General features: G+C 55.2%; 13 protein-coding genes. 5 read left to right on the top strand and 8 right to left on the bottom strand.

The window, feature by feature from the left end; all coding sequences use genetic code 11:
* Positions 1-8: 8 nt before the first annotated feature.
* The 4 genes from SP99_RS19770 to pepA form a co-directional block, all read right to left on the bottom strand.
* Positions 9-512 (bottom strand): GNAT family N-acetyltransferase, encoded by a 504-nt coding sequence (locus tag SP99_RS19770; RefSeq protein WP_025756681.1) that lies wholly within the window; start codon positions 510-512, stop codon positions 9-11.
* 123 nt (positions 513-635) lie between these two features.
* Positions 636-3,491, bottom strand: a complete 2,856-nt coding sequence (locus tag SP99_RS19765) for a valine--tRNA ligase (RefSeq protein WP_047959549.1) — start codon at positions 3,489-3,491, stop codon at positions 636-638.
* Positions 3,491-3,934, bottom strand: coding sequence for a DNA polymerase III subunit chi (gene holC / locus SP99_RS19760; protein WP_025756683.1), 444 nt, complete (start codon positions 3,932-3,934; stop codon positions 3,491-3,493). Before holC ends, SP99_RS19765 begins: the two co-directional genes overlap by 1 nt.
* Before the next feature lie 83 nt (positions 3,935-4,017).
* Complete coding sequence (gene pepA, locus SP99_RS19755) at positions 4,018-5,529, bottom strand: leucyl aminopeptidase (RefSeq protein WP_025756684.1); 1,512 nt, start codon at positions 5,527-5,529, stop codon at positions 4,018-4,020.
* A gap of 266 nt (positions 5,530-5,795) precedes the next feature.
* Here pepA and lptF point away from each other — a divergent pair, with 266 nt between their 5' ends.
* From lptF to mtgA, 5 genes are all read left to right on the top strand, one after another.
* A complete protein-coding gene (gene lptF / locus SP99_RS19750) occupies positions 5,796-6,896 on the top strand; it encodes an LPS export ABC transporter permease LptF (protein ID WP_045284739.1) in 1,101 nt (366 codons plus the stop codon).
* Positions 6,896-7,978, top strand: coding sequence for an LPS export ABC transporter permease LptG (gene lptG, locus SP99_RS19745; RefSeq protein ID WP_025756686.1), 1,083 nt, complete (start codon positions 6,896-6,898; stop codon positions 7,976-7,978). The genes lptF and lptG overlap by 1 nt, the downstream gene beginning before the upstream one ends.
* A gap of 135 nt (positions 7,979-8,113) precedes the next feature.
* On the top strand, positions 8,114-10,447 hold the full coding sequence (gene arcB / locus SP99_RS19740; protein ID WP_045284740.1) for an aerobic respiration two-component sensor histidine kinase ArcB: 2,334 nt from the start codon (positions 8,114-8,116) through the stop codon (positions 10,445-10,447).
* A 232-nt stretch (positions 10,448-10,679) separates the two neighbouring features.
* The gene (gene elbB, locus SP99_RS19735; protein WP_047959548.1) at positions 10,680-11,333 is read left to right on the top strand and encodes an isoprenoid biosynthesis glyoxalase ElbB; all 654 of its coding nucleotides are present in this window, start codon (positions 10,680-10,682) and stop codon (positions 11,331-11,333) included.
* Positions 11,330-12,055 (top strand): monofunctional biosynthetic peptidoglycan transglycosylase, encoded by a 726-nt coding sequence (gene mtgA, locus SP99_RS19730; RefSeq protein WP_047959547.1) that lies wholly within the window; start codon positions 11,330-11,332, stop codon positions 12,053-12,055. The genes elbB and mtgA overlap by 4 nt, the downstream gene beginning before the upstream one ends.
* 39 nt (positions 12,056-12,094) lie before the next feature.
* Here mtgA and npr read toward each other — a convergent pair whose 3' ends face one another.
* From npr to hpf, 4 genes are all read right to left on the bottom strand, one after another.
* Complete coding sequence (npr, locus tag SP99_RS19725; RefSeq protein WP_025756690.1) at positions 12,095-12,367, bottom strand: PTS phosphocarrier protein NPr; 273 nt, start codon at positions 12,365-12,367, stop codon at positions 12,095-12,097.
* A complete protein-coding gene (gene rapZ, locus SP99_RS19720) occupies positions 12,364-13,218 on the bottom strand; it encodes an RNase adapter RapZ (protein WP_014885397.1) in 855 nt (284 codons plus the stop codon). The genes npr and rapZ overlap by 4 nt, the downstream gene beginning before the upstream one ends.
* A 45-nt stretch (positions 13,219-13,263) precedes the next feature.
* Complete coding sequence (gene ptsN, locus SP99_RS19715) at positions 13,264-13,755, bottom strand: PTS IIA-like nitrogen regulatory protein PtsN (RefSeq protein ID WP_008501443.1); 492 nt, start codon at positions 13,753-13,755, stop codon at positions 13,264-13,266.
* Positions 13,756-13,837: 82 nt separating this feature from the next.
* A complete protein-coding gene (gene hpf, locus SP99_RS19710; RefSeq protein ID WP_013098943.1) occupies positions 13,838-14,125 on the bottom strand; it encodes a ribosome hibernation promoting factor in 288 nt (95 codons plus the stop codon).
* Positions 14,126-14,127 lie beyond the last annotated feature (2 nt).

The following is a 14,127-nucleotide window of genomic DNA, read 5'->3' as shown; positions in this document are numbered from 1 at the left end:
AAAAAGGTTTACAGCGTTTTCAACATCCTGACTTCGCAATCGACATGCCCGGTGCAGCCCAGCGGTGCATCAATATGCTCAAAGCCCAGATGTTCATACAGGCCGATGGCCTCTTTGAGGAAGGCGGTTGTTTCGAGGTAACAGCGGGTAAAACCCTGTTTGCGCGCGTGGTCCAGGGCAAGCAGCGCCAGCTTTTTCGCCAGGCCTTGTCCGCGAACGGACGGCAGAAAATACATTTTTTGCAGTTCGCAGATATCCGGCTCGCTGCAGCTGAGGGGCGCTACGCCGCCGCCGCCGACGACCTGGCCGTTCTGCTCGATGACCCAGTAAGCATGCCCCGGCTGGCTGTACAGCTGAAACAGTTCGTCCAGATTCGGGTCGGCAACCGTGTAGCCTTTATCAGCCGTAAGGCCATATTCGGCAGAGACCGTGCGGATGACGGCGGCGATAGCCGGGTTGTCCTGCACAGCGATCCGACGCATCGTCGTCGCGACGGGAGTGATCACGCTCATAGCATTACTCATTACAAAAATTGACACACATTTGCTGTTAATAGCACCGCGGAAAGGGGAGTGCAAGCGAGGAGTTTTCAGGAAGGATACCCCTTACGCCCTGAAGCGTAAGGGGTAATAGCATTACAGGGCTGCGATAACCGCCTGCTGCTCAATCAGCTTGGTCTTCGCATCGGCGAAAGCCACCAGACGCTCACGCTCTTTCGCGATGACCGCTTCCGGCGCACGGGCAACAAAGCCTTCGTTCGCCAGTTTGCTTACGATCTTGCCGATTTCCACGTCGACTTTCGCCACTTCTTTCGCCAGACGCGCCAGCTCAGCATCTTTGTCGATAAGACCTGCCATCGGGATCAGCAGCTCGGCGCCGTCGATGATTTTGGTCACGGAGACCGGACCTTTGTCATCAGCAGGCAGCACGGTGATGCTTTCCAGGCGCGCCATGGTTTTCAGGAAGGTGTTGTTCTCGTTGACACGACGAACCGCCGCCTCGCTGCAGCCGCGCAGCAGCAGCTCCAGTGGTTTGCCCGGCGCGATGTTCATTTCAGCACGAATGTTACGTACCGCTACGATCGCCTGCTTCAGCCACTCGGTATCTGCAGACGCCGCGTCATCAACCTTAGCCGCATCGAATTCCGGGAACGGCTGCAGCATGATGGTGTCGGCATTGATGCCTGCAATCACCTTCACGCGCTGCCAGATGGTTTCGGTGATGAATGGAATGACCGGATGCGCCAGGCGCAGCAGACCTTCCAGGACGGTAATCAGCGTATTACGCGTACCGCGCAGTTCAGCCTCAGTGCCGCCATTCATGACCGGCTTCGCCAGTTCCAGGTACCAGTCACAGAACTGGTTCCAGGTGAATTCGTACAGAATGCCCGCCGCGATATCGAAGCGGAAGCTGTCCAGCGCCTCGCGGAACGCTTTCACCGTCTGGTTGAATTCCGCCAGGATCCAGCGGTCTGCCAGAGACAGGGTCATCTCGCCGCCGTTGAAGCCGCAATCCTGATCTTCGGTGTTCATCAGCACGAAGCGGCTGGCGTTCCACAGCTTGTTACAGAAGTTACGGTAGCCTTCCAGACGCTTCATGTCCCAGTTGATGTCGCGACCGGTAGAGGCCAGCGCCGCCAGGGTGAAACGCAGGGCGTCGGTACCGTGAGCCTCAATCCCGTTCGGGAACTGCTTCTCGGTACGCTTGCGGATTTTCTCTGCCAGCTGCGGCTGCATCATGTTGCCGGTGCGTTTTTCCAGCAGCTCTTCCAGAGAGATACCGTCAACCATATCCAGTGGGTCAATGACGTTACCCTTGGACTTGGACATCTTCTGCCCTTCATCGTCACGGATAAGGCCGGTCATGTAGACGGTATGGAACGGAACCTGCGGCTTGCCGTCTTCATCTTTGATGAAGTGCATTGTCATCATGATCATGCGGGCAATCCAGAAGAAGATGATGTCGAAGCCGGACACCATCACGCTGGTTGGGTGGAACTGACGCAGCGCGTCGGTATTCTCAGGCCAGCCGAGTGTGGAGAAGGTCCACAGTGCAGAGGAGAACCAGGTATCCAGCACGTCTTCGTCCTGGCGCAGGGCAACATCTGCACTCAGGTTGTTTTCCTGGCGCACTTCATCTTCGCTACGTCCTACGTAGACGTTGCCTTCGTTATCGTACCACGCCGGGATACGGTGACCCCACCACAGCTGACGGGAGATACACCAGTCCTGAATGTCACGCATCCAGGAGAAGTACATGTTTTCGTACTGCTTCGGCACGAACTGGATGCTGCCGTTCTCAACCGCTTCAACAGCCGGTTTCGCCAGCACGTCGGCACGCACGTACCACTGATCGGTCAGCATGGGTTCAATAACCACGCCGCCACGGTCGCCGTACGGCACGGTCAGATCGTGAGGTTTGATCTCTTCCAGCAGGCCGAGCGCGTCAACGGCAGCCACGATCGCTTTACGCGCCGCAAAACGTTCCAGCTTCTGGAACTCAGCCGGAATGTCGCTTGAATAAACGTCAGATTCGTTGCCTTTGGTGTCATACACTTCAGCGCTTTCACGGATATCACCGTCGAAGGTCAGAATGTTGATCATCGGCAGGGCGTGACGACGGCCCACTTCATAGTCGTTGAAGTCGTGCGCCGGGGTGATTTTCACGCAGCCGGTGCCTTTTTCCATATCGGCGTGTTCGTCGCCTACAATCGGAATACGGCGGTTCACCAGCGGCAGCACCACGAATTTACCGATAAGACTCTGGTAACGCGGATCTTCCGGGTTAACGGCCACGCCGGTATCGCCCAGCAGAGTTTCCGGACGGGTGGTCGCGACCACCAGGTAATCTTTACCGTCTGCGGTTTTAGCGCCGTCGGCCAGCGGATAGCGGATGTGCCACATGGAGCCCTTGGACTCGCGGTTTTCCACTTCCAGGTCAGAGATGGCGGTGCGCAGTTTCGGGTCCCAGTTTACCAGGCGTTTGCCACGGTAAATCAGGTCTTCTTTGTAGAGGCGGACGAAAACTTCTTTCACGGCGTTGGACAGGCCTTCGTCCATGGTGAAACGCTCGCGCTCCCAGTCAACGGAGTTGCCGAGACGGCGCATCTGACGGGTAATGGTGCCGCCAGATTCTGCTTTCCACTGCCAGATTTTGTCGATGAAGGCGTCGCGACCGTAGTCGTGGCGAGTTTTCCCTTCTTCAGCGGCAATTTTACGCTCAACCACCATCTGGGTCGCGATACCCGCGTGGTCAGTCCCCGCCTGCCACAGGGTGTTTTTACCCTGCATACGCTGGTAGCGGATCATGGTGTCCATGATGGTCTGCTGGAAAGCATGACCCATATGCAAACTGCCGGTGACGTTCGGCGGCGGGATCATGATGCAGAAGGACTCTTTGCTTTCGTCGCCGTTAGGCTTGAAATAGCCCTGCTGTTCCCAGTGCTCGTAAAGCGGCTGTTCGATATCGCGTGGGTTATATGTCTTTTCCATTATTTCCAGGTTGCCGTATTCAGGTTAAAACCAGCCAGGCGGTACGCTTTATAGCGTTCGCGCGCCAGTTGTTTCAAAGATTCTTCGTAAGGGACAAAGTCTACCACTTCTGTGAAAGCGGTGGCAAAATCTGCAAAATCTATCCGCAGGCTAATCAGAATATCGCGCGCGCTGCTGCTGCGCTTTTGCGGCCAGGCAATTTCAACCGGTGCGCCGCCGCGTGGGCCTTCGCCTGACAGGTTATGCGGCACAAAGCTCTCCGGCGGGCGGGCCCACAGCGCTTCATCAAGTCGAATCGCCTGCTGTTCATCTTCACAGGCAATCAGCACACGTTTACCTGCGCGCCAACGTTCTGCGGCAATTTCACACACCAGCTGTTCGACGGCGCTCAGGCCATCCTGATGGGTGTCGTTGTCCAGAAGGTAGAACGTTGCATTCTTCATATATGGGGGTTCTTGTTTTGGATTCAAAGGCAAAGCCGGGTGGCGCTACGCTTACCCGGCCTACAGTTTGCTGCCGTGATGACTTACTCGTCGCCGTTAAAACCCGCGCGGTTCAGCAGGAACTGCGACAGTAACGCCACCGGACGACCGGTTGCGCCTTTGGCCTTACCGGAGCGCCATGCGGTGCCCGCGATATCCAGGTGCGCCCAGTTGTACTTGCGGGTAAAGCGTGCCAGGAAACAGCCTGCAGTGATAGCGCCACCAGGACGTCCGCCGATGTTCGCCATGTCCGCGAAGTTAGACTCCAGCTGATCCTGATACTCATCACCCAGCGGCAGACGCCATGCGCGGTCGCCGGCCTGCTCCGAGGCACTAATAAGCTCATGCGCCAGCGGATTGTGGTTCGACATCAGACCGGTGATGTGATGGCCCAGCGCAATCACACAGGCGCCGGTGAGCGTAGCGACGTCAATCACCGCTTCCGGCTCGAAGCGTTCCACGTAGGTCAGCACGTCACACAGCACCAGACGGCCTTCGGCGTCGGTGTTCAGCACTTCAACCGTCTGTCCGGACATGGTGGTCAGGACGTCACCCGGACGATAGGCACGACCGCCAGGCATGTTTTCGCAGCCCGCCAGTACGCCAATAACGTTAACAGGCAGCTGAAGCTCCGCCACCATACGCATCACGCCATACACCGCCGCCGCGCCGCACATGTCGTACTTCATCTCATCCATGCCTTCGGCCGGCTTGATGGAGATACCGCCGGAGTCGAAGGTCAGGCCTTTACCAACGAGCACGATAGGGCGCGCATCTTCGGACGGATTGCCCTTGTACTCAATGACCGACATCAGCGACTCATTCTGCGAGCCGTTACCCACCGCCAGATAAGAGTGCATTCCCAGCTCTTTCATCTGCTGTTCGCCAATGACGCGGGTAATGACATTCTTGCTGTAGGCATCGGCCAGCTGACGCGCCTGAGAGGCCAGGTATGCGGCGTTACAGATGTTCGGCGGCATGTTGCCGAGGTCTTTGGCCGCTTTAATGCCGGCAGCAATGGCCAGACCGTGCTGAATGGCGCGCTCGCCGCTGGTCAGTTCGCGACGGGTTGGCACGTTAAAGACCATTTTACGCAGCGGGCGACGCGGCTCGCTTTTATTGGTCTTCAGTTGATCGAAGCTGTACAGGCTCTCTTTTGCCGTTTCGACCGCCTGACGGACTTTCCAGTAGGTGTTACGCCCTTTGACATGCAGCTCCGTCAGGAAACAGACGGCTTCCATTGAACCGGTGTCATTCAGCGTATTAATCGTTTTCTGAATCACCTGCTTATACTGACGCTCATCCAGCTCGCGTTCTTTGCCGCAGCCAATCAGCAGAATGCGTTCGGACAGGACGTTCGGAACATGATGCAGTAACAGCGTCTGCCCAGGTTTGCCTTCCAGTTCGCCACGGCGCAGCAGGGCGCTAATATAGCCGTCACTGATTTTATCGAGTTGTTCGGCGATCGGGGAGAGTCGGCGCGGTTCAAAGACGCCCACAACGATGCAGGCACTCCGCTGTTTCTCCGGGCTACCGCTTTTTACACTGAACTCCATGCACTACGCTCCTGAATCTTAAAGACAACGGCGGCGGCTACGGATAGAATTGAAACCTTTCGTAACTCATGTCCGCTGTTGTGGTGACTTCGTGTTAATCTTACGTTACTACGGTTTCGACACGTCAGAAAAAGTCCTGAAGCGTGAATCCGCCGGATGTTTTAATCTTAGCGATGATTTCGACGACTCAAGAGAATAAATGACGTTTAAGCCATGAAACAAGCGAAATTCCTGCAAAGAGACGGGTTTTTACGGGCGTATTTAAAGTGATAATCATAAGATATCTGGTGCGGGAGACGCTCAAAAGCCAGCTGGCGATCCTCTTCATCCTGCTGCTGATTTTTTTCTGTCAGAAGCTGGTTAAGATCCTCGGTGCGGCTGTTGACGGCGAAATTCCAACGAATCTGGTGCTTTCCCTGCTTGGTTTAGGGATCCCGGAAATGGCGCAGCTTATCCTGCCGCTAAGTCTTTTCCTTGGTCTGCTCATGACGCTTGGGAAGCTCTACACCGAGAGTGAAATCACGGTGATGCATGCCTGTGGCCTGAGCAAAGCGGTACTGGTGAAAGCGGCCATGATACTGGCGCTGTTCACGGGAATTGTTGCGGCGGTGAATGTGATGTGGGCAGGCCCCTTGTCTTCCCGTCATCAGGACGAAGTGCTGGCCGAAGCGAAAGCCAACCCCGGCATGGCGGCGTTAGCCCAGGGGCAATTCCAGCAGGCGACCGACGGGAACTCCGTGCTCTTTATTGAGAGCGTTGACGGCAGCAAGTTTAACGACGTCTTCCTGGCGCAGCTGCGTACGAAAGGTAACGCGCGTCCGTCAGTGGTCATTGCCGACTCCGGGCAACTTGCTCAGCGCAAAGACGGTTCGCAGATTGTGACGCTGGACAAAGGTACCCGTTTCGAAGGGACCGCGATGCTGCGTGACTTCCGTATTACGGATTTCCAGAACTATCAGGCCATTATCGGCCATCAGACGGTGGCGCTCGATCCAACCGATACCGAGCAGATGGATATGCGTACCCTGTGGAATACCGATACCAACAGAGCGCGTGCGGAGTTCCACTGGCGTATTACTCTCGTATTTACCGTATTTATGATGGCGCTGATTGTTGTTCCGCTGAGCGTGGTGAACCCGCGTCAGGGACGTGTGCTCTCGATGCTGCCAGCGATGCTGCTTTACCTGATCTACTTCCTGCTGCAAACCTCGATTCGTTCCAACGGCGCGAAGGGTAAGCTGGACCCTATGGTCTGGACATGGTTCGTGAACAGCTTGTATATCTTACTGGCGCTGGGATTAAACCTGTGGGATACGGTGCCTGTGCGCCGCATACGTGCCCGATTCTCGCGTAAAGGAGCCATCTAATGCAGGCGTTTGGCGTTCTTGATCGCTATATCGGTAAAACTATTTTTACCACCATCATGATGACGTTGTTCATGCTGGTGTCGCTCTCCGGCATTATCAAATTTGTCGACCAGCTGAAAAAAGCCGGGCAGGGAAGTTATGACGCGCTCGGCGCGGGAATGTATACCCTGCTCAGCGTGCCGAAAGATGTGCAGATCTTCTTCCCGATGGCGGCGCTGCTGGGTGCCCTGCTGGGGCTGGGGATGCTGGCGCAGCGCAGTGAACTGGTGGTTATGCAGGCATCGGGTTTTACCCGCATGCAGGTTGCGCTGTCGGTAATGAAAACCGCGATCCCGCTGGTGCTGTTGACCATGGCGATTGGTGAGTGGGTGGCGCCGCAGGGTGAACAGATGGCGCGTAACTACCGCGCTCAGGCGATGTACGGTGGTTCTCTGCTTTCCACTCAGCAAGGGTTATGGGCGAAAGATGGCAACAGCTTCGTCTACATCGAACGCGTAAAAGGCGATGATGAGTTAGGCGGTGTGAGCATCTACGCCTTCAATGACCAGCGCCGCTTGCAGTCAGTTAAACACGCCTCTTCGGCGAAGTTTGACCCTGAACATAAGCAGTGGCGTTTGTCGCAGGTTGATGAGTCTGACCTGAGAGATCCGAAACAGATCACTGGTTCTCAGACGGTGTCCGGTACATGGAAGACCAACCTCACACCCGATAAGCTCGGGGTCGTGGCGCTGGATCCTGACGCGCTTTCCATCAGCGGTTTACACAACTATGTGAAATACCTGAAGTCGAGCGGCCAGGATGCGGGACGTTATCAGCTCAACATGTGGAGCAAAATCTTCCAGCCGATGTCCGTGGCGGTGATGATGCTGATGGCGCTGTCGTTTATCTTCGGCCCGCTGCGCAGCGTGCCGATGGGGGTGCGCGTTGTCACCGGTATCAGCTTCGGCTTTGTGTTTTACGTGCTCGATCAGATCTTCGGTCCATTGACGCTGGTGTATGGCATTCCGCCAATTATTGGCGCGCTGCTGCCAAGCGCCAGTTTCCTCCTGATCAGCCTCTGGCTGTTGCTTAAACGCTCCTGATTGACCTCTCCTCGCTTCCGGTTACCCGGGAGCGAGGCTAATCTCCTGTTTCACCCCGCACTTTTTCTCACAACCTTCAACGTCCCGCCGCGAATTTGAGTATTATTGAGCGATAAAGTCGTGAAGGGATCCTCTATGAAGCAAATTCGAATGCTTGCCCAGTATTACGTCGACCTGATGATGAAGCTTGGGCTGGTGCGTTTCTCCATGCTGCTTGCGCTGGCGCTGGTCGTTCTGGCCATCGTCGTGCAAATGGCCGTCACCATGGTTCTGCATGGTCAGGTCGAGAGTATCGACGTCATCCGCTCTATCTTCTTTGGCTTGCTGATTACTCCCTGGGCGGTCTATTTCCTGTCTGTGGTAGTTGAACAACTGGAAGAGTCCCGTCAGCGTTTGTCAAAACTGGTCGATAAACTGGAAGAGATGCGCGAGCGCGACCTGAAGCTTAACGTTCAGCTCAAAGACAACATTGCGCAGCTCAATCAGGAGATTTCGGATCGTGAGAAGGCGGAAGCCGAGCGTCAGGCCACGCTTGAGCAGCTGAAAATCGAAATGAAAGAGCGTGAGGTCACGCAGATCCAGCTTGAACAGCAATCCTCTTTCCTGCGTTCGTTTCTGGACGCGTCGCCGGATCTGGTGTTCTACCGCAATGAAGATAAAGAGTTTTCCGGCTGTAACCGCGCTATGGAGCTGCTCACCGGGAAAAGCGAGAAGCAGCTTATCCACCTGAAGCCGCAGGACGTTTACTCTGAAGAGGCGGCCGCCAAGGTTATGGAAACGGACGAAAAAGTGTTCCGTCACAATGTCTCGCTGACCTATGAACAGTGGCTGGATTATCCGGACGGACGCAAAGCCTGCTTTGAGATCCGTAAGGTCCCCTACTATGACCGCGTGGGGAAACGCCACGGCTTGATGGGCTTTGGCCGCGACATTACCGAGCGTAAGCGCTATCAGGATGCCCTGGAGCGTGCCAGCCGCGATAAGACCACCTTTATCTCTACCATTAGCCACGAATTGCGTACGCCGCTGAATGGTATCGTCGGGTTGAGCCGCATTCTGCTGGATACCGACCTGACCGCGGAGCAGGAAAAATACCTTAAAACTATCCATGTCTCGGCGGTCACGCTGGGGAATATCTTCAACGATATTATTGATATGGATAAAATGGAGCGCCGAAAAGTTCAACTTGATAATCAGCCGGTTGATTTCACCAGCTTCCTTGCGGATCTGGAAAACCTGTCCGGCCTGCAGGCGCAGCAGAAGGGACTGAGCTTTGTCATGGAGCCAACCCTGCCGCTGCCGCATAAAGTGGTGACTGACGGTACGCGTCTGCGTCAGATCCTGTGGAACCTGATCAGCAACGCGGTAAAGTTTACCCAGAAGGGGCAGGTGGCCGTGCGTGTCCGCTATGACGACGGTGACATGCTGCACTTTGAGGTGGAGGATTCCGGGATTGGTATTCCGCAGGAGGAGCAGGACAAAATCTTTGCCATGTACTACCAGGTGAAAGACAGCAACGGCGGGAAACCGGCTACCGGTACGGGCATTGGCCTGGCGGTGTCGAAACGGCTGGCGAAGAGCATGGGCGGGGATATCACCGTAGCCAGTCAGCCGGGCAAAGGCTCAACGTTCACCCTGACGGTGCATGCTCCGGCGGTGGCGGAAGAGGTTGAGGATACCTTTGAAGACGACGATATGCCGCTGCCTGCGCTGCATGTCCTGCTGGTGGAAGACATCGAGCTGAACGTGATTGTGGCGCGCTCGGTACTGGAAAAACTGGGCAACAGCGTGGATGTCGCGATGACGGGCAAAGCCGCGCTGGAGATGTTTAAACCGGGTGAATACGACCTCGTTCTGCTGGATATTCAACTGCCGGATATGACCGGGCTGGATATCTCGCGTGAGCTGACGCGTCAGTACGCGGCCGATGAGCTGCCGCCGCTGGTTGCGCTGACGGCGAACGTACTGAAAGATAAAAAAGAGTATCTCGATGCCGGTATGGACGATGTGCTCAGCAAGCCGCTGGCGGTGCCTGCTTTGACCGCTATGATCAAGAAGTTCTGGGATACCCATGATGAAGAGGAGAGCACCATGACGTCTGTTGATAGCGCAAAAGCCCAAACGATACTCGATACCGCGATGCTGGAGCAGTATATCGATCTGGTTGGCCCGAAACTGATTACCGACGGTCTGGCGGTGTTCGAAAAAATGATGCCAGGCTATCTGAGTGTGCTGGAGTCCAACCTGACCGCGCGCGACCAGAAGGGCATCGTGGAAGAAGGACATAAAATCAAAGGTGCGGCCGGCTCGGTCGGCCTGCGCCACCTGCAGCAGCTGGGTCAACAGATTCAGTCGCCTGATTTACCTGCATGGGAAGATAACGTGGGTGATTGGGTTGAAGAGATGAAACAAGAGTGGCAAAACGATGTTGCGGTGCTTAAAGCCTGGGTCGATACCAGAAAAAAATGACCCCGGCTTAACCGGGGTGCGCGAATACTGCGCCAACACCAGGGAAATTGTGGCTGCGCCTGTTTTTTCAAGTATTTTTCGAATCGGCGCCGCCTGAAAAATTTAGGCCGCACGCAGATAAGATAGCAAATCTTAAATGGTTTGTTACATGAATCAGTGAAATGTGTGAAGCATAGCGTTTTAATCAAAATTATTAATGTGCTTCAGCAAGTTGCAGAAAAGGATCCTCATGATGAAAAAGATTGGTGTCGTGCTGAGTGGATGCGGTGTTTACGATGGCTCTGAAATACATGAAGCCGTCATTACGCTGCTGGCCCTGGCAAAACAGGGGGCAGAGGTGATTTGTTTTGCGCCGGACAAAAATCAGGCGGATGTGATTAACCATCTCACGGGTGAGCCAATGGCAGAAATCCGTAACGTACTGGTTGAAGCCGCGCGTATTGCCCGCGGAAATATTTACCCTCTTATTCAGGCAGACGCCACAGAGCTTGATGCGCTAATTGTGCCCGGTGGGTTTGGCGCGGCCAAAAATCTCAGTACGTTTGCCACCCAGGGGGCGGAGTGTCAGATCGATCCGCATCTAAAAACGCTGTCGCAGGCTATGCACGCGGCGGGAAAACCGCTGGGCTTTATCTGCATCGCCCCCGCCATGCTGCCTAAAATTTTTGATTTCCCGCTGCGCCTGACCATCGGGACGGATATTGATACCGCGGAAGTCATTGAAGATATGGGCGGCGAGCACGTGCCTTGTCCGGTGGATGACATTGTGGTGGACGAAGACAATAAGATCGTTACCACGCCTGCGTATATGCTGGCGCAGAATATTGCAGAAGCGGCCACGGGTATCGAGAAGCTGGTGGCCAGAGTGCTGGTGCTGGCTGAATGAGTCGTCAATCCGGTGCTGGCGCATGGGTGAAGCGCACCCTGTTGCGCATCGTTCTTGTGCTGGCGGTCTTCTGGGGCGGGGGACTCGCCCTGTTCAGCATTCTGCCCGTGCCATTTTCTGCCGTGATGGTTGAACGTCAGCTCGGCGCATGGTTTACCGGTGATTTCAGCTATGTCGCGCATTCTGATTGGGTGAGCATGGACGACATCTCGCCCTTTATGGGGCTGGCCGTGATTGCGGCGGAGGATCAGAAATTCCCGGAACACTGGGGGTTCGACGTCGCGGCCATAGAGAAGGCGCTGGCCCATAATGAACGCCACGAAAACCGCGTGCGCGGTGCATCAACCCTGTCACAGCAGACGGCAAAGAATCTGTTTTTGTGGGACGGCCGCAGCTGGGTACGAAAAGGGCTGGAAGCGGGGCTGACGCTGGGCATGGAAACGGTCTGGAGTAAAAAGCGCATTCTGACCGTCTACCTGAATATCGCTGAGTTTGGCGATGGGGTATTTGGCGTGGAAGCGGCTGCACAACGCTATTTTAATAAACCGGCCAGCCGGTTGAGTATGTCTGAAGCGGCGTTATTGGCCGCGGTGTTACCTAACCCTATCCGCTTTAAAGCCAGTGCCCCGTCAGGGTACGTGCGAAGCCGTCAGGCGTGGATTCTGCGTCAGATGCGTCAGCTGGGTGGGGAAGGGTTTATGCAGCGTAATCAGCTGATGTAAGGCGGGTAAGCGCAGCGCCACCCGCCAGAAAATGAGGCGTTAGTCTTCGTCAAAACCGGCGTTAAACAGCGCAACCACCGCCGCCAGCGCTTCCTCTTCCTGAGGGCCGGTAGCTTCAACTTCAATCTGGCGGCCTTTGGCGGAGTCCAGCATCAGCAGCGCAATCACGCTGTTTGCTTCCGCTTCGGTACCTTCATCATTTCGCAGCAGAACTTCCGCATCGAAACCCTGCATCAGTTCAAACAGCTTCATCGCCGGGCGCGCGTGCATGCCCAGCTTATTGGTGATCTCAACGGTTTGTTTTACGGTCATGTTTTACGTTTTTCCAGCGTGCGATGACGGGACTGAACGTTCTTCCCGCGCGAGCGGAAATAGTCGGCCAGCTGTTCGGCGATGTAGACCGAACGATGTTTACCGCCGGTACAGCCAATCGCCACCGTCAGGTAGCTGCGATTGTTTGTCTCCAGCATAGGTAACCATAGCTCAAGGTAGCTTCGCGTCTGGTAGATAAAATTGTGAACTTCTGTGTGCCTGTCGAGGAAGGCCGCGACGGGTTTATCCAGACCGGTCATGGGACGCAGTTTCGGATCCCAGTGCGGGTTCGGCAGGAAGCGCACGTCGAAAACATAATCCGCATCAATTGGAATCCCGTGCTTAAAGCCAAAGGATTCGAACACCATCGTCAGTTCGCGCTCGCGCTTACCCAGCAACCGGGTACGCAGCATTTCCGCCAGCTCGTGAACGGACATCTCAGAGGTGTCGACAATCAGGTCAGCGCGTGAACGCAGCGGCTCCAGCAGGTCGCTCTCTTCGTCGATAGCGCTCTCCAGAGAGAGGTTCTTGCTGGAAAGCGGGTGCAGACGACGGGTATCGCTGTAGCGACGGATCAGGGTATTGCGGTCTGCATCAAGGAACAGCAGCTGAGGCGAAAACGCATCAGGCAGGTTACTCATTGCCTGTTCAAAAATTTCAGGCGATTCAGGCATGTTACGAACGTCGATACTGACGGCGGCAGAGGTTTGTCTTTCCGCAAGCGTGCGAGCCAGATCGGGCAGCAACACGACTGGCAGATTATCTACGCAGTAAAAACCCATGTCTTCCAGCGCGCGCAGAGCAACGGACTTCCCCGACCCTGAACGACCACTGACAATCATCAGCACCATGTTCCGTTTCTCCTCAGGACAACAGATGTGAAGGCCATCTCCTGGTTATGCATCATCCTGATTGCCTTCTGCTTCAGTGATAATCTGATAGAGCTCTTCATCACTTTGGGCCGAGCGCAGTCGGCGGCAAATGGTTTTATCGGCCAGACGTTTAGCGACCAGCGACAGCGTATGCAGATGGGTTTTCGTCTGGTCGGCAGGCACCAGCAGCGCGAAGAGAAGATCGACGGGCTGGTTATCAATGGCATCGAAGGCGATGGGTGTTTCAAGCTGCACAAACACACCCACGGCACGCAGGGTATCCTCTTCCAGTTTGCCGTGCGGGATGGCGATGCCGTTGCCGATACCGGTACTGCCCATTTTTTCACGGGTCAGGATCGCTTCGAACACCACCTGTGGCGGCAGGCCCAGCTGTTTTGCGGCCAGCTCACTGATGATCTCCAGCGCACGTTTTTTGCTCTGGCAGTGAACAGCACTGCGGGTACATTCCTGGTTAAGGACATTGCTCAGTTGAAGAGCGGAATCGTTGTTCATCATAATTTCACCTAAGCGCTAACTGTACAAATGGCCTGTTGTGTTTCACAACAGGCCGTCCTGCACCCGTTAACTGCCCGGACAATTAGTGTTGTTTCAGTTTATCTTTATGTTTATTGAGCTGTCGCGCAAGCTTATCAATCAAGCCGTCGATAGCCGCGTACATGTCTTGCCCTTCCGCACTGGCATGAAGTTCCCCCCCGTTAACATGCAGGGTGGCATCCGAGATATGAGTCACTTTCTCCACTTTCAACACAATATAGACCTGGTTGATCCTTTCGAAATACTGCTCGAGTTTTGCAAACTTCGTATTCACAAAGTCGCGTAAAGCCTCAGTAATTTCGACGTTTTGTCCAGTGATGTTGAGCTGCATAG

The organism is Enterobacter sp. BIDMC92 (assembly GCF_001030225.1).
GTDB classification, from domain to species: Bacteria; Pseudomonadota; Gammaproteobacteria; order Enterobacterales; family Enterobacteriaceae; genus Enterobacter; species Enterobacter sichuanensis.
Note: the sequence above shows the minus strand (reverse complement) of the source record. Positions and strands in the feature narration are given on the sequence as shown.

Coding starts and splice junctions, on each gene's coding strand:
- rapZ (WP_014885397.1), bottom strand. CDS start 13,218: ATGGTGCTGATGATTGTCAGTGGTCGTTCAGGGTCGGGGAAGTCCGTT.
- lptG (WP_025756686.1), top strand. CDS start 6,896: ATGCAGGCGTTTGGCGTTCTTGATCGCTATATCGGTAAAACTATTTTT.
- hpf (WP_013098943.1), bottom strand. CDS start 14,125: ATGCAGCTCAACATCACTGGACAAAACGTCGAAATTACTGAGGCTTTA.
- npr (WP_025756690.1), bottom strand. CDS start 12,367: ATGACCGTAAAACAAACCGTTGAGATCACCAATAAGCTGGGCATGCAC.
- holC (WP_025756683.1), bottom strand. CDS start 3,934: ATGAAGAATGCAACGTTCTACCTTCTGGACAACGACACCCATCAGGAT.
- ptsN (WP_008501443.1), bottom strand. CDS start 13,755: ATGATGAACAACGATTCCGCTCTTCAACTGAGCAATGTCCTTAACCAG.
- arcB (WP_045284740.1), top strand. CDS start 8,114: ATGAAGCAAATTCGAATGCTTGCCCAGTATTACGTCGACCTGATGATG.
- SP99_RS19770 (WP_025756681.1), bottom strand. CDS start 512: ATGAGCGTGATCACTCCCGTCGCGACGACGATGCGTCGGATCGCTGTG.
- SP99_RS19765 (WP_047959549.1), bottom strand. CDS start 3,491: ATGGAAAAGACATATAACCCACGCGATATCGAACAGCCGCTTTACGAG.
- elbB (WP_047959548.1), top strand. CDS start 10,680: ATGAAAAAGATTGGTGTCGTGCTGAGTGGATGCGGTGTTTACGATGGC.
- mtgA (WP_047959547.1), top strand. CDS start 11,330: ATGAGTCGTCAATCCGGTGCTGGCGCATGGGTGAAGCGCACCCTGTTG.
- pepA (WP_025756684.1), bottom strand. CDS start 5,529: ATGGAGTTCAGTGTAAAAAGCGGTAGCCCGGAGAAACAGCGGAGTGCC.